A 22,887-nucleotide genomic window follows, 5' to 3' on the forward strand; every position below is an offset into this window, starting at 1 on the left:
GGAAGGTGTCGTGCATGAGCGAGGACCGACGACGCGGGCGGCGCGCCCGGACGGCCGCCGCCCTGGCGGTCGCCTGTCTCCTGCTCCTGACGACGGCCTGCTCCGCGGGCTCCACCGCCTCCGGCTCCCGCCCGCAGGGCCCCGGTGACTCCCTGGTCATCGGCGTCACCGCCGAACCCGCCAACCTCGACTTCACCAGGACCGACGGCGCCGCCATCCCGCAGGCGCTGCTCTACAACGTGTACGAGAACCTGGTGAAGCTCGACCAGCACGGGAGGATCCGCCCCGCGCTCGCCCGCTCCTGGGAGCTGTCGAAGGACCGCCGCACCTACACCTTCCACCTCACCGACGACGCGAAGTTCAGCAACGGCGCACCGTTCACCGCCGAGGACGCCAAGTTCTCCATCGAGCGCGTCGTCCCCGAGTGGACGGTGGCCCTCAAGGCCCAGATGAGCGTCGTCGACGACGTACGGGCCGTCTCCCGCGACGAGTTGAGGGTGACGCTGAAGAAGCCGAGCAACGACTGGCTGTACCGGATGACGACCCGCACCGGCGCCATGTTCAGCCGCACCGGCGTCGACGAGCTGGCCACGAACCCCGTCGGCACCGGCCCGTACGAACTGAGGAAGTGGAACCGCGGCGACTCCCTCACCCTCGCCCGCCGCCCCGGCTACTGGGGGCGCGCCCCGCACTTCGACACGGTCACGCTCAAGTACTTCAAGGACCCGACGGCGATGAACAACGCGCTGCTGACGGGCACCATCGACGTCATCGCGGCGATGCAGTCGCCGGACTCCCTCTACCGGTTCGAGAACAACCCCGCGTACCGCGTCATCGAGGGCTCGACCAACGGTGAGGTGATGCTGTCGCTGAACAACGGTTCAGGGCCCATGAAGAGCAGGAAGGCACGGCAGGCCGTCCGGTACGCTATCGACCACCGGGCCCTCGTCGACACCTGCTGGGGCGGGCGCGGCAAGCTCATCGGCAGCATGGTGCCGCCGACCGACCCCTGGTACCAGGACCTCACCGACCTGTATCCGTACGACCGGGACAAGGCGCGCCGCCTCCTCGCCGAGTCCGGCCAGGCCGGGCGCACCCTGCGGCTGCGGATTCCGACGCTGCCCTACGCCGCCGCCTGCGGCACCGTCGTCAAGAGCCAGCTCGAACAGGCCGGTTTCACCGTCGAGTTGAGCCAGCTGGAGTTCCCCGCGGCATGGCTGACGACGGTGTTCAAGAACGCCGACTACGACATGACGATCATGTCCCACGTCGAACCCCGCGACATGGCGGCCGTGTTCGGCGACAAGAACTACTACACGCGCTACGACAACCCCACGTTCCGCGCGCAGTTGGCGAAGGCGGACACCGGCAGCCGCGCGGAGCAGAGCGCCGCCATGCGCGCCGCCGCCCGGACGCTTTCCGAGGACGCCGCCGCCGACTGGCTGTTCCTGCTGCCGAACCTGATGGTGGCGGACGCCGACATCACCGGCCTCCCGGTGAACAGCGTCACCGAGTCCCTGGACCTCACCGGCCTGAGCCGGCGAGCGGCGGAGGTGAACCGATGATCGTCCGTCTCGCGCAGCGCATCGCGATCCTGGCGGCGAGCCTGTTCGTGAGCTCCGTCGTGGTGTTCGCGTTCATGGCCGTGCTGCCCGGCGACCCCGCGCGCGTCGCCCTCGGCACCGGCGCGTCCGACTCCGCGGTGGCCCGGCTCCGCGAACAGTTCGGCCTCGACCGCTCCCTCCTCGACCAGTACCTCGGCTGGCTGCACGACCTGGTCACCTTCGACCTCGGCGACTCCTACATCTCGGGCACCCCCATCGGCCCACAGCTCGCCGACCGGCTCCTCGTCACCCTCTGGCTGGTCGGCGCCGGCATGGTGATCGCCTGCCTCGTCGCCGTGCCGCTCGGCACCCTGATGGCGGTGCGGCACCGCAGGCCGTCGGGGCTCGTGCTGTCGGCGCTCTCCCAACTCGGCGTCGCCGTACCGGCGTTCCTCGCGGGCATCCTGATGATCACGGTGTTCGCGGTGGGCCTCGGCTGGCTGCCCGCGAACGGCTGGACCCCACCCGTCGACGATCCCGTGCTCTTCCTCAAACAGCTGCTGATGCCCGCGCTCTCCCTCGGACTCGTCCAGGCCGCCGTCCTCACCCGCTACGTCCGCAGCGCCGTGCTCGACGTCCTGCGCGAGGACTACCTGCGCACGGCGCGCGCCAAGGGGCTGCGGCCGACGCGGGCGCTCGTCCGGCACGGGCTGCGCAACGCGTCCGTACCCGTCGTCACCGTCCTCGCCCTGCAACTGGCGACCCTTCTCGTGGGCGCCGTCGTCATCGAGCGCGTCTTCGTCATCCCCGGCCTCGGCAGCCTGCTGCTCGACAGCGTCGCCGGCCGGGACCTCATCGTCGTGCAGGACGTCGTCATGATCGTCGCCGCGGCGGTACTGCTCGTGAACTTCCTGGTGGACCTGGCCTATCTGGTGATCGATCCTCGACTCAGGGTGCGTGGCTGATGGCTGCTCCGAACGCCGTGGACCTGGCCGTGACCGCACGCCGCCGCCGGAGGCCGCTGCCCGGCTCCCTCCTCGTCGGCGGGACCGTCGTCGCGCTCGTGGTCGGCGCGGCGCTGCTGTCCTTCGTCTGGACCCCGTACGATCCGACGCTCGTGGACCCCGCCGTGCGACTCCAGGACCCGTCCACCGCCCACTGGTTCGGCACTGACAAGTTCGGCCGCGACGTCTTCAGCCAGATCCTCATCGGCTCGCGCACGACGCTCTACGTCGGCCTTGTCGCCGTCGGCGTCGCCGCCGTCGTCGGCGTGCCGCTCGGCATCCTCGCCGCGATGGGCCCCCGCTGGTCCGGTGAACTCCTCATGCGCGGAAACGACTTGATCCTCGCCTTCCCCGCCCTGCTGCTCGCCATCATGTTCGCCGCCGTCTACGGCGCGGGCACCGGCGTCGCCATGCTCGCCATCGGCATCGCCGCCGTCCCCGGCTTCGCCCGGCTCATCCGCGGCGGCACCCTCCAGGTGATGGGCACGGAGTACGTGATGGCCGCGCGGGCCGCCGGACGCGGACCGTTCGCCATCGCGCTGCGGCACGTCCTGCCGAACGTCGCAGGACTCGTCATCGTGCAGGCCTCCGTCGGCTTCGCCCTCGCCGTGCTCGCCGAGGCCGCGCTGTCCTTCCTCGGCTTCGGCACCCCGCCGCCCACCCCGTCCTGGGGCCGGATGCTCCAGGAGAGCCAGGAACTGCTCGGCACCGCGCCCCGCCTCGCCGTCTTCCCCGGCCTCGCCATCGCCGTCGCCGTCCTCGGCTTCAACCTGCTCGGCGACGGGCTCCGCGACCGCTTCGACCCCAAGGTGGAGAACCGCCGATGACCGACCCCGTGGTGTCCCCACCGGACGACGTGCTGACCGTCCGCGGCCTCGACGTGCACGCGGGTGACGCCCAACCGCTCGTCCAGGACGTCGAGTTCACCATCCGCTCCGGTGAACGGGTCGGCCTCATCGGCGAATCCGGCTCCGGCAAGTCCCTCACCTCGCTGAGCCTCATGGGCCTGCTCCCCGAAGGGCTGCGCGCCACCGGCTCGGTACGCCTCGCCGGTGTCGACCACGACCTCATCGGCGCCGACGAGCGACGGATGTCGCGCGTACGCGGCAAGGACCTGGCCATGGTGTTCCAGGAACCCATGACCGCCCTCAACCCCACGATGCGTGTCGGCCGCCAGATCGCCGAGGTACTCCTCGTCCACCGCACCCGGCCGGACCGCGCCGCCGCGCACGCCGCCGCCGTGGAACTCCTCGACCAGGTCGGCCTGCCCGATCCTGCGGCCGCCGCGCGCGCCTACCCGCACCAGTTCTCCGGCGGCCAGCGCCAGCGGATCGTCCTCGCCATCGCCCTCGCCAACGACCCCGCCCTCCTCGTCTGCGACGAACCCACCACCGCGCTCGACGTCACCGTGCAGGCCCGCGTCCTCGACCTCGTCGTCAGCGGGGTACGGGACCGGGGCTCGGCCCTCCTCTTCATCACCCACGATCTGGCCGTGGTGGCGACCGCCTGCGAACGCGTCCTGGTGATGTACGGCGGCCGGATCGTCGAATCCGGCCCCGTACGGGAGGTGTTCACCCGCCCCCGGCACCGCTACACGCGGGGCCTGCTCGGCGCGTCCGACCTGACGGTCGTCGACGAGCGCGGCCGCCTCGCCACCATCGCCGGCTCGGTGCCACCCGCCGGCGCCTTCCCCGAAGGCTGCGTCTTCCGCAATCGCTGCACCGCCGCCACCGACCGCTGCGCCACCCGCCCCGCGTGGACCCCGACCGGCCCGGACTCCGGCTACGCCTGCTTCCACCCGGTCCCGGCCGACCCCGCCGACGCCCGGGACGCGGACACCCCCGACCACCAGGAGGCAGGCCGTGGCTGACCGGAACACCCGCACCGACGCCCTCCGCGTCACCGACGTCACCCGCGACTACCACCGGCCGCGCACCTCGCTGCGCACCCCCGCACCGCCCGTGCACGCGCTGCGCGGCGTCACCTTCTCCGTACCGAAGGGCCAACGCTTCGGCATCGTGGGGGAGTCGGGGTGCGGGAAGTCGACCCTGCTGCGGATCCTCGCCGGGCTCGACAGGCCCACGAGCGGCACCGTCGAGATCGAGGGCCGGGACATCACCCGGCTGCCGGAGCGGCGGCTGCGGTTCGTCCGCGAACGCCTCCAGCTCGTCTTCCAGGACCCGATGAGCTCCCTCGACCCGCGGATGCGGGTGGGCGACATCGTCGCCGAACCACTCGTCGCACAGGGCATCGGCGACCGTAAGCAGCGGGTCGCCGAACTCCTCGACTCGGTCGGCCTCGACGCCGACGCGGCGCGCCGCTACCCGCACCAGTTCTCCGGCGGCCAGCGCCAGCGCATCTCCATAGCCCGCGCCCTCGCGCCCCGGCCGGGCATCCTCGTGGCCGACGAACCGGTCAGCGCCCTCGACGTGTCCGTGCGCGCCCAGGTCCTCAATCTGATCGCCGACCTCGTCGACGAGCTGAACCTGACGCTCGTCTTCGTCTCCCACGACCTGTCCGTCGTCCGGCACGTGTGCGACCACGTCGCCGTCATGCGGTCCGGCGAGATCGTCGAGAGCGGCCCGACCGCGCGGCTCTACGACCACCCCCGACACCCGTACACCCAACGGCTGATCGCCGCCGTGCCGACGCTGGAGAAGGCGCTCGCCGGAGTGACGGCGGCCGACCTCGTCCAGGAGCACCAGGAGGGGCACGCATGAGCACACAGTGGGCGAGGGAGTTCCCCGAAGGACTGCCCGTCGGCGACACATGGCTGCCGGCACCCGCCACCGAGGAGGTGCGCTTCCCCTACGACGGGTCGGTGGTCGGCCGCGCACCCGTCGGTGACACCGCGCTCGCGCTCCGGGCGCTGGAGGAGGCGCTCGCGGTCCGCGACACCGTCGGCCGGCTGCCCTCGCACACCCGGGCCGCCGCCCTCCACGCGACCCACGACGCCCTCGCCGCCCGGCGCGCGGACTTCGAGCGGCTCCTCGTCCTGGAGACCGGGAAACCGCTCGTCGACTGCCGTGTCGAGGTCGACCGCACCCTGCTGACGCTGCGTACGTCCGCCGAGGAGGTGGCGCGGCTGCACGGCGAGACGGTGCCGCTCGATCTGCTGCCCTCGGGCGAGGGGCTGCTCGGCTTCTGGACGCGCAAGCCCATCGGCGTCGTGATCGGCATCGCCGGCTTCAACTACCCGTTGCTGCTCGCCGCCCACAAGGTCGCCCCGTCGGTCGCGGCGGCCTGCCCGGTCGTCGCCAAGCCCGCCCCGCAGACCCCGCTGGCCACGCTGTGGTTCGTCCATCTGCTGCGCGAGGCACTGGCCGCGGCCGGGGCCCCGCGCGCCGCCGTGCAGCTGGTCACCGGGGGACCGGAGGTGGGGCGGGCGCTCACCACCGACCGCCGGATCGGCGCGGTCTCCTTCACCGGCTCCGCCGCCGTCGGCCACCGCATCGCCAAGGACGCGGCGCCCACCAAGGTCCTCCTCGAACTCGGCTCCAACGCCGCCCTGGTGGTGGCCGCGGACGCCGATCTCGACGCCGCCGTCGACGCGGTCGTGCGCGGTGGCTACTACGCGTCCGGTCAGGCCTGCATCAGCGTGCAGCGGGTCGTGGTGGAGGAAGCGGTGCGCGACACCTTCGTGACCCGCCTGAAGACACGCATCCCGCGGATCGCCACGGGTGACCCGAGGGACCCCGGCACACGTGTCTCCGCGCTCATCGACGAGGCGTCGACCGACCGCGTACGTACCTGGGTCGAGGAAGCCGTCAAGGCGGGCGCGACGCTCGCGGCCGGGGGCGGGATCACCGACGGCGTGCTGGAACCCACGCTCCTGCTCGACCCGGACCCCGCTCTCCCCGTCTGGTCCGAGGAGATCTTCGGCCCGGTGGTGTGCCTGCGCTCCGTCCCCGACATCGACACGGCGTTCGCCCTGGTCAACGACGCGCGCTACGGGCTTCACGCCAGTGTGTACACCGCGTCCCTGGACACCGCGTTCGCCGCGGTGGAACGCCTGGAGGCGGGTGGTGTCGTCGTCAACGAGGTTCCCGGATTCCGCTCCGACACCATGCCGTACGGCGGCGTGAAGGACTCCGGGACCGGCCGGGAGGGGCCCCGGTTCGCCCTCGACGAACTGACGGTGACCCGCATGGCGGTGATCCGCCCGAGCACGAAGCAGAAGGACCAGTGATCCGTCCGAGCACGACGAAGAAGGACCGGTGACACGGTGACCCGGAAGCGCCCCGAACAACCTCAACGCCCCGACTACACAGGCCTGTTCCGACTCGACGGCCGCACGGCGGTCGTGGTGGGCGGGGGCGGCGGCATCGGCCGCGAGAGCGCCCTCGCCCTCGCCGCGCACGGCGCGCACGTGGTGTGCGCGGACCGCGACCCGGAGGCCGCCGAGGAGACGGCGTCGCTGGCCCCCGGCATGTCCGCGTACGCCCTCGACGTGCTCGACACCGAGACCGTGAACCGCGCCGCCGAGGACCTCGGCGCGGTCGACGTCCTCGTCTTCACCGCCGCGACGAACGTCCGCAAGCGCCTCCTCGACTACACGTCGGAGGAGTTCGACCGGGTCGTCTCCCTCAACCTGCGGGCCTCCTTCGACCTGGTGCGGGCGTTCGGCCGGGGCATGGCGGAGCGCGGCCGGGGCAGCATCATCGGCTTCAGCTCCATCCGGTCCGTGACCGTGGAGCCGGGCCAGGGCGTGTACGCGGCCACCAAGGCGGGCCTCGTGCAGCTCACGCGGACGGCGGCGGCCGAACTCGGCCCGGCGGGCGTACGCGTGAACACGATCGCGCCGGGAGTCGTGGCGACGCCGCTCACCGAGCAGATCCGGGCGGTGCCGGAGTGGTCCGACGCGTACGCGAGCAAGAGCGCGCTGGGCCGCTGGTCGCGCCCCGACGAACTGGCGGGCGCGGTCGTCTACCTGGCCTCGGACGCGTCGTCGTTCGTGACGGGCAGTCAACTGTTCGTGGACGGGGGCTGGACGGCCGTCGACGGCCGGTACACGCCGCCGAGTTGACAGGCTCCGCGGCGTTAGGCTCGCCCCATGCCGAGCTTCGAGATCACACCGATAGGCACGGTCCGCAACGACCGGACCGACGTCCAGCACACCGACCAGTGGGGTGCGGTGCGCAGCACGATCACCGTCGACGAGCGTTTCGGCGAGGCCTGCCTCCAGGGCCTCGAAGGCTTCTCCCACGTCGAAGTCCTCTTCCTCTTCGACCGGTTCGCCGAGTCCGAGGACCACCGCGAGCCGCGCCCCTACCGTGGCCGCGCCGACCTCCCGCCCGTCGGAATCTTCGCCGGCCGCGGCCCCCGCCGCCCCAACCGCATCGGCGTGACCGCCTGCGCGATCGAGTCGGTGCACGGCCGCGAGCTGACGGTGGTCGGCCTCGACGCGGTGTCGGGCACACCGGTGATCGACCTCAAGCCGGTGATGGAGGAGTTCCGGCCGCGGGCCGTCAGGCAGCCGGAGTGGGTGGGGCAGGTCATGTCGGAGTACTTCAAGCCCGTCCGGTGACGAGGGCCCGTTCAAGCCCCTCCGGCGATTGAGGAGCGGGGTATGGGGCAGAGCCCCGAGCTCAGCCACGCCCACCCGGCGCACACCCCGGGGCTCCGCCCCGGACCCCGCTGCTCAATCGCCGCAGGGGCTTGAGGGGCGCTCAGTCACCGCAAGGGGGCTTGAAGGGGACGGCGGGGCCGAAGGTCAGGTTTCCCGGGAGGGGGTGGCTGCCGCCGGCGGTTGCGGTTTCGTGTGGAGGATGTCGCGGACCTGGTCGGCGGCCCGCATGATGGACTCGCTCATGAACTCGCTGTAGCGCGCGATGTTCTGAAGCCGCGCAGCCGCAGGAGTGCCCCGGCCAAGAACCCCCACACCCTGCCGCGCGACCTCGGCGAGCCGCGCGGTGCCACGCGCACTCGCCACGGTCGACTGGTACCAGACGTCGTCGTCGACGAGGTAGCGCTCGCGGCGCCCCGCGTCCCGCTGCCGCCGCAGCAGCCCCTGCTCCTCCAGGAAGGAGACCGACTTGGACACGGACGCCGGGCTGACGTCCAGGCGCCGCACCAGCTCGGCCGCGGTGAGTCCGCCCTCGTCGCTGGTGAACAGGCAGGTCAGTACGCGCGCGGTCATCTTGGGCAGCCCCTGCTGCATGAGCAGCGTCGTGAACGTCTCCTCGTACTCGCGCACCGCCTCCTCGTTGCGCCGCCCGGCCACCCGCGCCGGCTCCCCGCTCCCCGGCGGCGGGGTCTGCTTGCGCCGGTGGGCGCGGCGTTCGGTGGCGCGGTGGGCGAGTTCGGCGCGGTAGGAGGTCGGGCCGCCGTTGCGCATCACCTCGCGCGTGACGGTCGAGGTGGGGCGCTCCAGCCGGCGGGCGATCTCCGCGTACGCGAGCCCGTCGGCGAGCCCGACCGCGATCTGCTGCCGTTCCTGCTGGGTGAGTCGGCCTCCCGGCATCGTGATCTCCCGCGTCTCGTGTCGTCCGTCGGCATCCGTGGCGTCCGGTCATCGTCAGCGTAGCGTTCAGTCTCACCCCAATGCAACGGACGGATGCCTTCCGTTGCGTTAGATTCTTATTCGTTGCAACGATATTGCCGCCGTGAGCTGCCATTATGTGTTCCGCGTGCAACGACACTGTTGAGCGATCATGAAACGCAACGTAGCTTTTCCTTCATCGGAAACGAAGCGCGGAACGAAGCGCAACGACTCAAGGAGTGCACGATGCAGAAGTTCGACACCCCCGCCACGATCTCCGCCGTCCTGAACCTCCCGGCCGGCCGCGTCCAGGTCATCGCCGCCGACCGCGCCGACACCACCGTCGACGTCCGGCCCGCCGACTCCTCGAAGGGCCGCGACGTGAAGGCCGCCGAGCAGACCGCGGTCGAGTTCGCCGACGGGGTCCTGCGGGTCGACGCCCCGGCCGAGAAGAACCAGCTCCTCGGCGCGTCCGGCGCCGTCGAGATCACGGTCCAGCTGCCGTCCGGCTCCGCGGTCCGCACCGTGTCGGCCGCCGTCGAGTTCCGCGGCGTCGGACGCCTCGGCGACCTCGTCTGCGAGGGCGCGCACGGCACCGTGAAGATCGACGAGGCCGCGAGCGTGCACCTGTCGGCCTACGCCGGTGATGTCACGGTCGGCCGGCTCACCGGCTCCGCGGACATCAAGGTCCAGAAGGGCGACATCCGGGTCACCGAGGCCACCTCGGGCGCGCTGGAGCTGCGCACCATGATGGGTGACGTGACGGTCGACGCCGCCCCCGGTGTCTCCGCCACGCTCGACGCGGGCACCGGCTACGGCCGGGTGCACAACTCGCTGATGAACGCGGAAGGCGCCAAGGCCGGCCTCGCGATCCACGCCACTACGGACCACGGGGACATCACCGCCCGCAGCCTGTGACCCGGAACCGGCAGGATCAGCGCAGCTCCACCACCCGCACCCCGTACGGCTCCAGCTCGACCTCGGCGACCGGCTCCCCGGTCGCCAGGTCGTGCGGGGCGGCCCCGCGAGGTGACACGGCAGGTGTCACGGTCAGCGGCTCGGGGGACTGGCTCACCAGCCAGCCGAAGCGGCGGCCGTCCTCGTGGACGAGCGTGTCGGCCGCGACGCAGGGGGAGTCCACGGTCAGCGGGCGGGTGACGTCCGCGTGCGCGGCGAGGGCGCGGTAGAGGCGGTGCGTCTCCTCGGGGTTGACCCCCGGGGTGCGGGCCGCCATGTGTTCCAGCGGGTACGCGCACAGGACCGCCCAGCCGTCGCCGACCGCGTGCCGCAGCAGCGCCGGACGGCCGTGCGCGTCGGTGGCCACGACCTCGGCGCCGTCGGGGACGAGAGACAGGTAGGAGCGGGAGTACTCGGTCCCGTTCACCTGGAACGCGAGGGTGTCCCCGGCCTCGATGTCACCGAAGTCGACCGTGAACGTCAGCTCCAGCACCTCGTCGCGGATCGGTTCCACCATCCCGTACGACAGCTGGTGCTTGATGCCGAAGAGCGCGTCCATGCCCTGGAACCACGGCATCCGCGTCTCCGCGTACTCGCCGGAGCAGTACGACAGATACACGGTGGCGCCCCCGCGGGCGAGGCGTTCCAGCTCGATGCGGGTGCCGGAGGTGATCTGGCGGGTGGCGGGCAGGAGGAACAGGCGGGCGTCCTCCGGGAGGCCGTCGAGTTCGCGGCGGAAGGCGAGCGGCAGGTCCGCCTCGCGGGCCGCGATGTACGACTGGCGCAGCGCGGAGAAGATCACCGGCTTGTCGGTGGGCAGCGCGCGCGGGAACTCCCACTCCAGGAAAGCGGGCACGACCAGTGCCGTCTCCGCGTCCGCGCGGCGACAGCGCGGGAAGTCCACGGCCTTCAACACCGCGGCGAACGACGCCAGTTCGCGCAGCGGCGGCTTCGGGCGGGCCGCGTTGTCCGTGATGCCGAAGTGCATCTCGAAGGGATGGTGGTCGTACGGGCCCTGGTTCCACAGGGTGTCGTAGTCCGTGTTGTTCCACGCGATCCAGCCCGTGGCCCCGCCGAGGAGGGAGTTGTGCAGGGACTGGCGGTAGTAGACCGCGGCGTTCTCCTCCGACACCGTGTCCGAGGACAGGCCGAACTCCTCCAGGATCACCGGCTGCGCGGTCACGGCGGCCAGTTCGCACTCGAAGGCCGCGTTGTGGTGCTGGCGGACCCGGTCGTTCTGCGAGCGGTAGACGTGCGGCCCGACGAAGTCCACGTACTCCGCCGTCTCCCGTAGCGAGAATCCGTTGTTCCGGCCGTGCACTTCGATGCCCCACGCGCCGTCGCCGAGCGACACCGGCTGCGTCGCCCCCGCCGCCCGCACCGCGTGGCACATGGCCTGCGCCCACGCCGTCACCTGCTCGGTCGGCGCGGGCGGCTCGCCCTCCAGGCGCCCGTAGCCCGGCATCTCGTTGCTGATCAGCCATCCGGTGACGGCGGGGTGGTCCTTGAACCGGGCCGCCATGCGGTGCGCGAACCACGCCTGCCGGCCCACCATCCACGCGTCCGCGTACAGGTCACGGCCGCCCCGCCAGGCGGGGTCCCAGTTGTCGCCCGACATGTGACCCACGATGAACGTCGGGATCGTGCCCATGCCCAGTTCCCGGTGCGCGTCCAGGAAGTCGTCGAACCTCACGCACAGTTCGTCGTCGATCCGGTGCGGCTCCGGGTGGAAGTCGGGCCAGTAGAAGAACGAGCGGGTCATGTTCAGGCCGTGGTCGTGCAGGACCCGCAACTCCTCGCGGACCACGGCCGGATCGTAGTTCCGCCACATCAGCGGACCGCCCGTGCGCGACCAGAAGTTGGCGCCGAGCCAGGGCAGGACGGACGGATGGTGGGACAGCTGGGCGCTGTGGCGACGCATGGCGGAGTGCTCCTTGTGGGGTGGGGCGTCAGATGGTCAGCGTCGTGGACCGGGTGGCGTGCGACGACGGGCCCGTACCGATCTCGTACGTGCCCGGTTCCACGGCGAGATCCAGGGAGCGGGTCACCGACGCGAGGACCGCGTCGTCGAGGGGGAAGGCGACGGTCGCCTTCTCGCCGGGTGCCAGCTCCACGCGTTGGAAGCCGCGCAGTTCGCGCACGCGCGGCCAGGACGTGCCGCCGCCGACCCGGCGCACGTAGAGCTGCACGGCCTCACGGACCGGCCGCTGCCCGGTGTTGGTGACCTCGACCTCGCACACCCCGTCGGTGACGCGCGGCGCGCCGAACTCCGTTGTGGTGTACGCCAGTCCGTGGCCGAAGGGGTACAGCGGCGTCGAGGGTTCGTCGACGTAACCGCGGTAGCCGTGGTCCTTGCTGTTGTAGAAGACCGGCAGCTGACCGGACGAGCGCGGGACCGACACCGGGAGCCGCCCGCTCGGCTCGCACGCCCCGAACAGTACGTCGGCGACGGCCCGCCCACCCCACGGCCCCGGATACCACGCGCTCACCAACGCGCCCGCCCCGTCGGCGAGTTCGGGCACCGCGTGCGGACGCCCCTGGACCAGGACCGCGACCGCGGGCGTGCCGGTCGCCGCGACCGCCGCCACCAGCGCCCGCTGCCCGGCGCCGAGCCGGACGTCGGCGAGGTCGACGCCCTCGCCGCAGGTCATCTCCGTGGGATTGCCGGTGGCGACGATCGCGGCGCCGTTGTCGTCGAAGACCGTGTCGTGCTCCCGCGCGCTGGAACCGCCGAGCACCAGCACCGCCACGTCCGACGCCGCCGCGAGCTCCACGGCCTCCGCGATCCCCGAACGGTCGTCGCCCACCAGATCGCAGCCGCGCGCGTACGACACGTCCGTACCGTCCGGCGCGGCCTCCCGCAGCCCGGCGAGCACCGAGATACCGCTGCCGGGGCGCTGCGGCGCCGTGTAGTCGCCGATCTGCTGCGGGATCGAGTCCGCGTTGGGGCCGAGCACGGCGATGCGCCGCGCGCCGGACCCGAGGGGCAGCGCCGCCCCGTCGTTGTGCAGCAGCGTGACCGAGGCCCGCGCGATCCGCTGGCTCAACTCCCGTGTACGGTCGGCCCGTTGCGGCCGCTCGCCGACGTACGGCCGCTCGAAGAGGCCGAGGCCGAACTTCAGCGCCAGGACGCGCCCCACCGCCGCGTCGAGCACATCGGTCGCGACGAGCCCGCGCTCCACGGCCGTCTCCAGCTCCGGGAACACCGCGTCCCACAGGCTCAAGTCGGTGCCCGCCGACAGCGCGAGCGCCGCCGCGGAGGGCCGGTCGCCGGTCAGCCGCACCAGCCGGTCGAGCGCGCAGCCGTCGGCCATCACCAGACCGTCGAAACCCCAGCGCTCCCGCAGCAGCCCGGTCAGCAGCTCCCGCGAGGCCGCACACGGCAGCCCGTCGAACTCGTTGTACGCGGCCATCACGCCCGCCGCGCCCGCCCGCACCCCCGCGAGCGCCGCCGGAAGGTGGATCTCGTGCAGCTCCCGGAGCCCGATCTCGGTGGCGGCACTGTTGCGCCCGCCCACCGAACTCCCCTGCCCCGCGAAGTGCTTGAGGACGACGGCCGCGTGGTCCGCGCCGTACGCGCCGTCCGTGCCCTGCATCCCCTCGACCAGCGCCTCGGTGAGCCGGGCCGCCAGCCACGGATCCTCGCCGAAGCACTCCTCGCTGCGGCCCCACCGCGGGTCCCGCACCAGGTCGAGCGCCGACACCAGCGCGATGTGCCCGCCCCGGGCCCGCAGTTCGGCCGCCGCGGCGGCCGCCGCCTCCCGGTACAGGTCCGGATCCCACGTGGCGCCGACCGCCAGGTTCACCGGCAGCACGGTGCCGTCGAGGGCCTGATGGCCGTGCGGCACCTCCTCCACCATCAGCACCGGGATGCCGAGCCGGGTGTGCTCGACGACGTGCCGCTGCACCGCGTCCGCGACCCGCGCCCCGTCCGCCGCCGTGATCCCGTCGGCGAAGGTGACACCCGACCACGGGTCGGCGCGCTGCAAGCCGTACAGCGCGCCCATCCCGCCGAACCGGGCCACCTCGTCACGGAAGGCGCCGGTGAGCCGGTGCCCGTCGGCCGTCCGCTCGTAGGCGTTCCAGCCGTACATCCGCTGGTTGACCTGGCCGACCTTCTCCGTCACCGTCATCCGGCCGAGCAGGTCGCGCACACGGTCGGCGACCGGCGCGGTGGCGTCCTTGTACAGCTCCATGGCGGGTCAGGCATCCTTGCCGAGAGGGACGACGCGGACGCCGTACGGGTCGAGTGTCACCTTGTCCAGCGCCGTGCCCCGGTCGTCGCACGGGCGCACCGTCAGCTCCTCGTCGGCCTGGCTGACCAGCCACAGGAACCGCCGCCCGTCCTCGTGCTCCAGCACGTCCGCGCTGACCAGCGGCGTGTCCACGGTCACCGGGCGGGCCGCCCCCGCCACCTCGGCGAGCGCCGCGTACAGCCGGTGCGTCTGCTCCGGGTTCACCCGGGCCGTGCGCGCCGCCATGTGCTCCAGCGGATACGTGGCGAGGACCGTGCGCCCCGCGCCGATCTCGTGGACGAGCAGCGCCGGCCGGCCGTGCGCGTCCGTCGCCACGACCCGCGCGCCGTCGGGGACGACCGGCAGCCAGGCCCGGCTGTCCTCGTTGCCCGCGACGGCGAAGCGCAGCGTCTCACCGGCGCGCAGGCCACCGAAGTCCTCGGTGAACGTCATCTCCAGCACGTCGTCCTCGATGGGCTCCGCCACCCCGTACGACAGCTGCATCTCGACGCCGAACAGCCCGTCCAGGTCGTGGAACCACGGCCCGCGCGTCCCCGGGTGCTCGCCCGAGCAGAACGACAGGTACACCGTCGCCCCCTCCCGCGCCCGCCGTTCGAGCCCGCGCCGCGTGTGCGTCGTCAACTGCCGCGTGGACGGCAGCAGATACAGCTGCACGTCGCCGCTGTCCGGCAGCCCGTCGGCCTCGCGCACGAAGCCCACCGGAAGGTCCGCGCCGCGCGCGGCGACGTACCCCTGCTGAAGCGACGTGAAGATCAGCGGCCGGTCGGCGGGACGGCTGTACGGGTAGCCCTTCTCCAGGAACGCGGGCACCACCAGCGCCGCGCCCGCGTCCACCCTGCGGCAGCGCGGGAAGTCGACGTCCTTCAACACCTGGGCGAACGCCGCCAGTTCACGCAGCGGCTCCTTCGGCCGTCCCTCGCTGTCGGTGATGCCGAAGTGCATCTCGAACGGGTGGTGGTCGTACGGAGACTGCTCCCACAGGTCGTCGTAGTCCGTGTTGTTCCACGCCATCCACCCGGTGGCGCCGCCGAGCAGCGAGTTGTGCAGCGTCTGCCGGTAGTACACGCCCGCGTTGCGCGCCGACACGGTGTCCGTGGACAGGCCGAACTCCTCCAGGACCACCGGCTTCCCGGTGACCGCGGCCAGCTCGCACTCGAACGCCGCCCGGTAGTGCTGGCGCGGCCGGTCCGTGTCCGAGCGGTACACGTGCGGCCCGACGAAGTCCACGTACTCCGCCGTCTCCCGCAGCGAGAACCCGTTGTCCTTGCCGGTCACCTCGATGCCCCACGCGCCGTCGCCGAGGGACACGGGCTGCGTCGCGCCCGCCGCCACCACGGCCTGGCACATGAACTGCGCCCAGGCCGTCACCACGTCCGAGGACGGCGGATCGACCTGGTAGATCCGGCCGTACCCCGGCATCTCGTTGGTGATGAGCCACCCGGTGACCGCCGGGTGGTCCTTGAACCGGCGTGTCATCTCACTGGCGAACCACGCCTGCCGGCCGACCATCCACACGTCCTCGTAGAGGTCGCGGTTGCCGCGCCAGGCCGGGTCCCAGTTCTCGCCGGACATGTGACCGACGATGAACGTCGGCACGGACCCCATGCCCAGCTCCTCGTGCGCGTCGAGGAAGTCCCGGAAACGGTCGCACAGTTCGTTGTCGATCCGGTGCGGCTCGGGGTGGAAGTCGGGCCAGTAGAAGAAGGAGCGGGTCATGTTCAGGCCGTGGTCCCGCAGCGTCCGCAGCTCCTCGCGGACGACGGCCGGGTCGTAGTTCCGCCACATGAGCAGACCGCCCGTACGGGACCAGTAGTTGGCGCCGAGCCAGGGCAGAACGGCGGGGTGGTGGGACAGCTGGGCGCTGTGGCGACGCATGGTGCTCCAAACAGTGGTGCCGGGAATGACGTATTGAGCCCCTGCGGCCATTGAGCAGCGGGGTCCGGGGCAGAGCCCCGAGTCCGCTACGCCGGTACGGACATCCAGTCGCTGCGGCGTGACCTACGGGGCGGCGGGTCCGGTCGACTCGCGTACGACGAGCCGGGGGCTGTCCGCGAGGTCGGGTGCGGGCACGTCCACCTCTCCCACCTCCGCGAGCAGTGTCCGCGCCGCCGCCGCGCCCACCACGGTCACCCGCTGGTCGACGGTGGTCAGCCGGGGGTGCAGCCACCGGCCCAGCGGCAGGTCGTCGTAGCCGATCACCGACAGGTCACCGGGGACGGAGAGGCCCGCGCGCTGGGCGGCGCCGATGCCGCACACCGCCATCGAGTCGTTGGCGTACACGATCGCGGTGGGCCGGGGGGACAGGGCGAGCAGCCGCTCCGTGGCGGCGATCGCGGCCGGTGCGCTGAAGTCCGTGGGGACCACGGCCGCCGGGGCGAGCCCCGACCGCGCGAGCACGTCCGTCAGCACACCCTGCCGGAACCCGGAGTGAACCAGCTCCGGCGGCCCGGAGACATAGCCGATCCGCCGGTGGCCGAGGCCGAGCAGATGCTCCACGGCCTCCGTGACACCGGTCTCCTGGTGACTGAGCATCACCCCGTCCGGGCCGCCGAGCAGCACGAACGGCAAGCCCAGGCGCCGCAGCAGGGCCGGGCGCGGGTCGTCGGTCCGGCTGTCGGTGAGCACCGCGCCGTCCACCCGGCCCTCGGCGGCCAGCCGCTCGTACAGCCGGCCCTCCTCGTCGACGTCCGCGACCAGGTGCAGCAGCAGACCGTAGCCACGCGGCGCGAGCTCGCTCTCCAGACCGTTGATCAGCTCGCTGAAGTGCGGGTCCGTGCCGAGGACATCACTGGGGCGGCGCACCACGAGGGCGACGGTGTGGCTGCGGGAGCGGCGCAGGGCGCTCGCCGCCGCGTTCGGCGACCAGCCGAGCCGGGCCGCCGCGTCCTGCACGCGCCGCCGGGTCGGCTCGGAGATCCGGCCGGTGCCGTTGAACACCTTCGACACCGCGCCCGGCGAGACACCCGCCTCGGCCGCCACGTCCTTGATGGTGGGACGCCTGCCCGTGTTCGGCACGCTCACATTTTCACCGCCCCACTGACGAGCGCCGTCTGCATGCGCTTCTGGAGCACGGTGTAGACGATCCACACCGGCACCAGGGTGAGCACCGTGCCCGCCGTCAGTACACCGTAGTCGGTGCCGGTCACCGACTTGAGGGTGGGCAGGGCGACTTGGATGGTGCGCAGATCCGGGTCGGGGCCGATGAGGACGAGGGAGTACAGGTACTCGTTCCAGAAGCTGAGGAAGTTCAGGAGAAGCACCGTCGCGATGCCCGGCAGGCACATCGGCGTGTAGATGTGGCGCAGCACCGCGAACGTCGAGGCGCCGTCCATCCGCGCCGCCTCCTCCATCTCCTTCGGGATGGTCCGCATGAACTGCACGAGGATCACCACGGACAGCGGCAGCGCCGTCGCCGGAAGCAGCAGCACCATGAACGTACGGGTGTGGAACAGGCCGGCCGCGGCGGCGAGCAGGAACGTGGGGAACAGGGCGGCGAACGTCGGGATCAGGAACCCCAGCGAGAACACCTTCTCGATGACCGACGCGGCCCGCCCCTCGGACCGGGCGAGCGCGAACGCCGCCGGGACGGCGAGCCCCAGCGTCAGGACCAGCGCCAGCACGGTCACCAGGGCCGAGTTGAGCACCGCCGTGCCGAGCCCCGCGGTCCGGAAGGCCGTCGCGAAGTTGTCGAAGCCGAACGAGGTCGGCGGCGCCAGCGGACTGCCGAAGATCGCGTCGTTGGACTTGAAGGCGGAGACGACGAAGTAGTACAGCGGCACCGCGAGCAGTACCGCGTACCCCCACACCAGGATGTGCGCGGGCCACCACGACCGCCCGAACCTCGCATGACTCTTGCTCAAGGAAAACAGCTCCGATCGGCTCAGGGCTCAGTGGCTGGCGCGGAAGACGCGGCGGACGGTCAGCAGGCCCACGAGCCCGCCGAGGAACAGCACCACGCCCACGGCCTGGCTGTATCCGAGGTCCGCCTCGATGAACGCCTTCTGGTAGACGAGGAAGGACAGCGTCGTCGACGAGGTGCCGGGGCCGCCCTGGGTGAGCAGCAGCACGTACTGCGCCGAACCGAACAGCGTCCACAGCAGCTGAAGCATCGTCACCACACCCACGTAGTCCCGCACGACCGGGAAGTGGATGCCCCACATCGTGCGCCAGTGCCCCGCCCCGTCCAACTGCGCGGCCTCACCGAGGTCTTCGGGAACGCTGGACAGCCGGGCGGCGAACAGCACGGCGGTGAAGCCGATGCCTGCCCAGACGTCCATGGCGATCAGGCAGTACAGGGCCGTCGACGGGCTCGCCAGCCAGGCGTCCGTCAGCGAGTCCAGGCCGAGCCCCGACAGGGCGCCGTTCAGCAGGCCGTCGGGGGAGAGGGCGGCGTAGAAGACCATGGCCTTCGCGGGCGTCGAGATCAGGCCCGGCACGAACAGCAGGTACCGGACGACGCGGTGGCCCGGCGGCCGCTGCGCCACGTAGTAGCCGATCATGTACGCGCACACGATCATCACCGGCAGCGCGATGGCCAGCTGGACCGCCGTGTTGCGCACCGCGTCCCAGAACGTCGGATCGGCGAACACGGTGCGGAAGTTGTCGAGGCCCGCGAAGGACACCGGCTGGAGCATGCCCGGCCAGTGCAGGGCCGCGATCACGAAGATCGCGACCATCGGGCCGACCATGAACAGCAGGTACCAGACGAGCGCGGGCAGCGCCAGGATCGTGCTGCCCTGGCGTTTCCGGCTCGCGCGGGTCTCCTCGGGGGAGGGGGCGCGGCCCGCGCCGACGGCGGGCCGAGGCGTTGTGATCGTCATCGGGGGCGACTTCCGTTCTCGACGTGCGGCGGGCTCAGGCGGAGCGGTACGCGGACTCGAGCGCCGCCCGGATGGCGCGCGCGGAGGTACCGGGGGTGAAGGCGGTCGACGTGGCCTGGATCAGCGGCTGCGCCGCGGCGGCCGGGATGTACTGGTCGGGCAGGACCACCTGGCTGACGTCGTCGCCGAGTTGCTGCGCCTTCGCCACCAGCGGGAAGTCCGTGCTGAGCGCGTCGGTGACGACCGACATGTCACGGCCGCCCTCGGTGACGAACCGGTCCACGACCTCCGGCCGGTACATGAAGCGGATGAACCGCTCCACGGTCTTGATCTTCTTCTCGCCGTTCGGGCTGATCCAGAAGCCGGAGACGGTGTACGTGCGCAGGATCGTCGGCTTCTTCTGCGCGGCCCCCTCGGGGAGCGGGAAACCGCCGACCGACGTGGTCTTGACAACGTTGTCGGGAACGCTGGCGAGAGCGGACGACATCGCCGATTCCATGGCCGCGTGCCCCGTGTTGAACTGCGTCGTCATCGAGTCGGACATCAGGCCCTGCGCCTTGTCGGCGAAGACCCCGGCGTCCCGCAGGTCCACGAAGTACGCGATGCCCTCCTGCGCGCCGCGCGAGCCGCTGAAGTCGCCCTCGCGGTACAGGTGCCGGGCCTCGGCGGGCGTCAGGAAGGTCTGGATGATCTGGGCGAGCAGCTTCTGGCCCGTCCAGTCGTTGCCGCCCACCGTGAACGGTGTGATGCCCTTGCCGCGCAACTTCTTGGCGGCGGCCACGAGTTCGTCGGAGGTGGCCGGCGGGGCGTCGACGCCCGCGCGCTCCAGGAGCGCGTGGTTGAAGGCCACCGGCCAGTTCGTCCCGATGTACGGGAGGGCGCGCAGCCGGCCCTTCTCGTCGGTCCACTCGGTGACGGCCTTCGGGATCACCCGCTCGCGCAGCCCCCAGTCGTCGAGGTACCCGCCGACCGGAACGGTGGCGCCGACCTCGGTCCACGACAGCGTCTTGTCGTAGAGGTTCACCATCACGACATCGGCCTCGGCGCGCGCGAGCCGCGAGGTCTCGTAGACCTGCCCCAGGTCGTCGCCGTTGACCAGGTTCTTCACGGTGATGTCCGGGTTCTCCTCGCGGAACTGGTTCACCACCGCGCGGAACGTGGGGGAGCCGGGCGCGTTTCCGCCCATCTGGCTGTGGATCACCAGTGTGTCCGGGTCCGAGCCGTAGGCGGAGAACGTACCGCAGGCGCTGAGCGCGGGCACCGCCGCAAGACCCGCACCCAGAGCCATGAAGCCGCGTCGATTCATAGGGGAGCGCAAGGCGGGAGGCCTCCTGTCGCGTTGGTATATCGATATACCTTCGGGGTGCGAGCAACTTAAGCGCGAAGCGGAGCCCGGTCAACCCCTTGTTGCGCATGGTGAATTGCGTGCGGGGTGAGGTGCGGTTGCGGGACGGGTCGGTGCACGACTGGTGACGCCTGTCGGGAGGCGGCGTCGACGGCCGGGGCACGGACCGTGCAACCGTGTTGACGCCCCGAAGGCGTCGTGGTGAAACTCTTCGCGGGGTGGCACGAAGGGGCGTCACCCGCGTGTGTCCCCGCGTGCGCGTTCCCGACCGTCTGGAGACCCCCGTGCCGTCGATCGACCCCGTCATGCCTGCGAACGGGCCCGTCCATCTGCGGGCCGCCGGGGTGAGCCTCGTGCTGGCCGCGCCGGACGAGGGGCTGCCGGCCGTCGTGCACTGGGGCGCGGACCTCGGCGCCCTGGACGCCGAGGGCCTCGCCGCACTGTGCCGCGCCGTCACCCCGTCCCCCGTACCCAACGAGGCCGACCGCGCCGTCGCCCCGTCACTGGCGCGCGAGCACGCCTCGGGGTGGAGCGGGCGCCCCGGCCTGACCGGACACCGCGACGACGGCACGGCCTGGTCGCCGTGGTTCCGGTGCACGCGGATCGACGTGGTGGACGGCCACGGGGGTGCCGCCGGGCGGAGCGGCGGCCGGGTGGTGGCCGTCGGCGAGGACGCCGTCGCGGGGCTCACCCTCATGCTCGAACTGGAGCTGACAGCACAGGGGTTGCTGCGACAGCGGGGCGAAGTGGTCTCCACGGAAGGCACGTTCGTGGTCGACGGGCTCGCCGTCACCCTCCCCGTTCCACCGGTCGCCACCGAGTTGTTCGACCTCGCCGGACGCTGGGGGCGCGAACGGGCCCCGCAGCGGCTGCCGTTCACCGTCGGCGTCCACGCCCGCGAGAACCGGCGCGGCCGCACCGGCCCCGACGCCCCGCTGATCCTCGCCGCCGGCACCCCCGGATTCGGCTTCCGGCACGGCGAGGTGTGGGCGCTGCACGTGGCGTGGAGCGGCAACCACCACACGTACGCCGAACGGCTCTCCACCGGCGCCGCGGTCCTCGGCGGCGGCGAGCTGCTGCTGCCCGGCGAGGTACGGCTCGCGCCGGGGGAGTCGTACACGACCCCGTGGGTGTATGCCGCCCACAGCGACGGGGGTCTCGACGCGATCGCCGAGCGGTTCCACACGCACCTGCGCGCACGCAAACCCGAACTGCGGCCCCGCCCGGTCGTGCTGAACACCTGGGAGGCCGTCTACTTCGACCAGGACCTGGACCGGCTCACCGAACTCGCCCGGCTCGGCGCCGAAGCGGGCGCCGAACGGTTCGTCCTCGACGACGGCTGGTTCCGGCACCGTCGCGACGACACGGCGGGCCTCGGTGACTGGTACGTCGACGAAGGCGTCTGGCCGAAGGGGCTCGGCCCGCTCATCGAGCGAGTGCGGGACCTGGGCATGGAGTTCGGCCTGTGGGTCGAGCCGGAGATGGTGAACCCGGACTCCGACCTGGCCCGCGCCCACCCCGACTGGCTGCTCGCCACCGGTGGCCGGCGGCCCCTCACCTCGCGCCACCAGCAGGTGCTCGACCTCGCCGAACCGGGCGCGTACGCGTACATCCTCGAACGCCTCGACGCGCTCCTGACCGAGTACGACATCGCGTACCTCAAGTGGGACCACAACCGGGACCTGATCGACGCGGGACACGGACCGCAGGGCACGCCCGGGGTGCACGCGCAGACGGGTGCCGTGTACCGGCTGCTCGACGAACTGCGCGCCCGCCATCCACGGGTGGAGATCGAGTCGTGCTCCTCCGGCGGTCTCCGTGTCGACCTCGGCATCCTGGAGCGCACCGACCGTGTCTGGGCGAGCGACTGCATCGATCCGCTGGAGCGCCAGCAGATCCAGCGCTGGACCGCCCAGCTGCTGCCGCCCGAGCTGGTCGGCTCCCACGTCGGCGCGCCCCGCTCGCACACCACGGGGCGCACCCACGACCTCGCGTTCCGCGCGGGCACGGCCCTGTTCGCGTCGTTCGGCATCGAGTGGGACCTCACCTCGGCCACACCGGCCGAACGCGCCGAACTGGCCCGCTGGGTGGCCCTCTACAAGGAGATCAGGCCGCTGCTGCACAGCGGGACGACCGTACGGGCCGATTCCTACGATCCCGCGCTCGCGGTCCACGGCGTCGTGGCACCCGACCGCGGCGACGCCCTGTTCGCCCTGGTCCAGCTGGACGCGCCGCTGACCTCCGTCCCCGGCACCGTCCGCCTGCCCGGCCTCGACCCGGACCGCGCCTACCGGGTGAGCGTCCAGGCGCCCGGCGACGCACCCCGCCTGCGGCAGACGGAACGGACGCCGTGGACGGACGCGCCGCTCGTGCTGAGCGGCGCCGCGCTCGCGCGGGTCGGCGTGCGGGCGCCGGCCCTGTACCCGGAGCAGTTGCTGCTGGTGCGGGTGCGGGCGGTGTGAGCGCGTGACGCCTCCGCG

Annotated in this window: 18 protein-coding genes; 10 read left to right on the forward strand and 8 right to left on the reverse strand. The window is 72.1% G+C overall.

What is annotated here, in order from left to right:
- The first annotated feature begins 14 nt into the window (after positions 1-14).
- From ACYBSK_RS14525 to ACYBSK_RS14560, 8 genes are read left to right on the forward strand one after another with little or no spacing between them, the layout of a single operon-like run.
- Positions 15-1,565, forward strand: a complete 1,551-nt coding sequence (locus tag ACYBSK_RS14525) for an ABC transporter substrate-binding protein (protein ID WP_460246346.1) — start codon at positions 15-17, stop codon at positions 1,563-1,565.
- The gene (locus ACYBSK_RS14530; RefSeq protein WP_460246347.1) at positions 1,562-2,509 is read left to right on the forward strand and encodes an ABC transporter permease; all 948 of its coding nucleotides are present in this window, start codon (positions 1,562-1,564) and stop codon (positions 2,507-2,509) included. The genes ACYBSK_RS14525 and ACYBSK_RS14530 overlap by 4 nt, the downstream gene beginning before the upstream one ends.
- Positions 2,509-3,375 (forward strand): ABC transporter permease, encoded by an 867-nt coding sequence (locus ACYBSK_RS14535; RefSeq protein ID WP_460246348.1) that lies wholly within the window; start codon positions 2,509-2,511, stop codon positions 3,373-3,375. Before ACYBSK_RS14530 ends, ACYBSK_RS14535 begins: the two co-directional genes overlap by 1 nt.
- A complete protein-coding gene (locus ACYBSK_RS14540; protein ID WP_460246349.1) occupies positions 3,372-4,418 on the forward strand; it encodes an ABC transporter ATP-binding protein in 1,047 nt (348 codons plus the stop codon). Before ACYBSK_RS14535 ends, ACYBSK_RS14540 begins: the two co-directional genes overlap by 4 nt.
- Positions 4,411-5,268: an ATP-binding cassette domain-containing protein gene (locus tag ACYBSK_RS14545; protein ID WP_460246350.1), complete on the forward strand. Its 858-nt coding sequence runs from the start codon at positions 4,411-4,413 to the stop codon at positions 5,266-5,268. The genes ACYBSK_RS14540 and ACYBSK_RS14545 overlap by 8 nt, the downstream gene beginning before the upstream one ends.
- On the forward strand, positions 5,265-6,737 hold the full coding sequence (locus tag ACYBSK_RS14550) for an aldehyde dehydrogenase family protein (RefSeq protein ID WP_460246351.1): 1,473 nt from the start codon (positions 5,265-5,267) through the stop codon (positions 6,735-6,737). Before ACYBSK_RS14545 ends, ACYBSK_RS14550 begins: the two co-directional genes overlap by 4 nt.
- Before the next feature lie 36 nt (positions 6,738-6,773).
- Entirely contained in the window at positions 6,774-7,574 is an 801-nt protein-coding gene (locus tag ACYBSK_RS14555) for an SDR family NAD(P)-dependent oxidoreductase (RefSeq protein WP_460246352.1), read from the forward strand.
- Between the two features lie 27 nt (positions 7,575-7,601).
- Complete coding sequence (locus tag ACYBSK_RS14560) at positions 7,602-8,075, forward strand: SAM-dependent methyltransferase (protein ID WP_460246353.1); 474 nt, start codon at positions 7,602-7,604, stop codon at positions 8,073-8,075.
- A 186-nt stretch (positions 8,076-8,261) separates the two neighbouring features.
- Here the strand turns inward: ACYBSK_RS14560 and ACYBSK_RS14565 are convergent, their stop codons facing one another.
- Positions 8,262-9,011, reverse strand: coding sequence for a GbsR/MarR family transcriptional regulator (locus ACYBSK_RS14565; protein WP_460246354.1), 750 nt, complete (start codon positions 9,009-9,011; stop codon positions 8,262-8,264).
- Positions 9,012-9,275: 264 nt separating this feature from the next.
- On the opposite strand from ACYBSK_RS14565, the gene ACYBSK_RS14570 reads away from it, so the two are divergent.
- Positions 9,276-9,947 (forward strand): DUF4097 family beta strand repeat-containing protein, encoded by a 672-nt coding sequence (locus tag ACYBSK_RS14570; protein ID WP_460246355.1) that lies wholly within the window; start codon positions 9,276-9,278, stop codon positions 9,945-9,947.
- Positions 9,948-9,963: 16 nt separating this feature from the next.
- Here the strand turns inward: ACYBSK_RS14570 and ACYBSK_RS14575 are convergent, their stop codons facing one another.
- From ACYBSK_RS14575 to ACYBSK_RS14605, 7 genes are all read right to left on the reverse strand, one after another.
- Positions 9,964-11,907: a cellulase family glycosylhydrolase gene (locus ACYBSK_RS14575; RefSeq protein WP_460246356.1), complete on the reverse strand. Its 1,944-nt coding sequence runs from the start codon at positions 11,905-11,907 to the stop codon at positions 9,964-9,966.
- A gap of 28 nt (positions 11,908-11,935) precedes the next feature.
- On the reverse strand, positions 11,936-14,182 hold the full coding sequence (locus tag ACYBSK_RS14580) for a glycoside hydrolase family 3 N-terminal domain-containing protein (RefSeq protein WP_460246357.1): 2,247 nt from the start codon (positions 14,180-14,182) through the stop codon (positions 11,936-11,938).
- A gap of 6 nt (positions 14,183-14,188) precedes the next feature.
- Positions 14,189-16,117, reverse strand: a complete 1,929-nt coding sequence (locus ACYBSK_RS14585; protein ID WP_460246358.1) for a glycoside hydrolase 5 family protein — start codon at positions 16,115-16,117, stop codon at positions 14,189-14,191.
- Between the two features lie 123 nt (positions 16,118-16,240).
- Positions 16,241-17,263 carry a LacI family DNA-binding transcriptional regulator gene (locus tag ACYBSK_RS14590; protein WP_460246359.1) on the reverse strand — a complete coding sequence of 341 codons (1,023 nt, stop codon included), beginning with the start codon at positions 17,261-17,263 and terminating at the stop codon, positions 16,241-16,243.
- Positions 17,260-18,102 (reverse strand): carbohydrate ABC transporter permease, encoded by an 843-nt coding sequence (locus tag ACYBSK_RS14595; RefSeq protein WP_457477500.1) that lies wholly within the window; start codon positions 18,100-18,102, stop codon positions 17,260-17,262. The genes ACYBSK_RS14590 and ACYBSK_RS14595 overlap by 4 nt, the downstream gene beginning before the upstream one ends.
- A 27-nt stretch (positions 18,103-18,129) precedes the next feature.
- Positions 18,130-19,062 carry a carbohydrate ABC transporter permease gene (locus tag ACYBSK_RS14600; RefSeq protein WP_460246360.1) on the reverse strand — a complete coding sequence of 311 codons (933 nt, stop codon included), beginning with the start codon at positions 19,060-19,062 and terminating at the stop codon, positions 18,130-18,132.
- A gap of 34 nt (positions 19,063-19,096) precedes the next feature.
- On the reverse strand, positions 19,097-20,380 hold the full coding sequence (locus tag ACYBSK_RS14605; RefSeq protein ID WP_460246361.1) for an ABC transporter substrate-binding protein: 1,284 nt from the start codon (positions 20,378-20,380) through the stop codon (positions 19,097-19,099).
- Positions 20,381-20,712: 332 nt separating this feature from the next.
- Between ACYBSK_RS14605 and ACYBSK_RS14610 the strand changes: the two genes are divergently transcribed.
- Entirely contained in the window at positions 20,713-22,869 is a 2,157-nt protein-coding gene (locus tag ACYBSK_RS14610) for an alpha-galactosidase (RefSeq protein WP_460246362.1), read from the forward strand.
- Positions 22,870-22,887 lie beyond the last annotated feature (18 nt).

Source organism: Streptomyces sp. BYX5S (genome assembly GCF_054724165.1).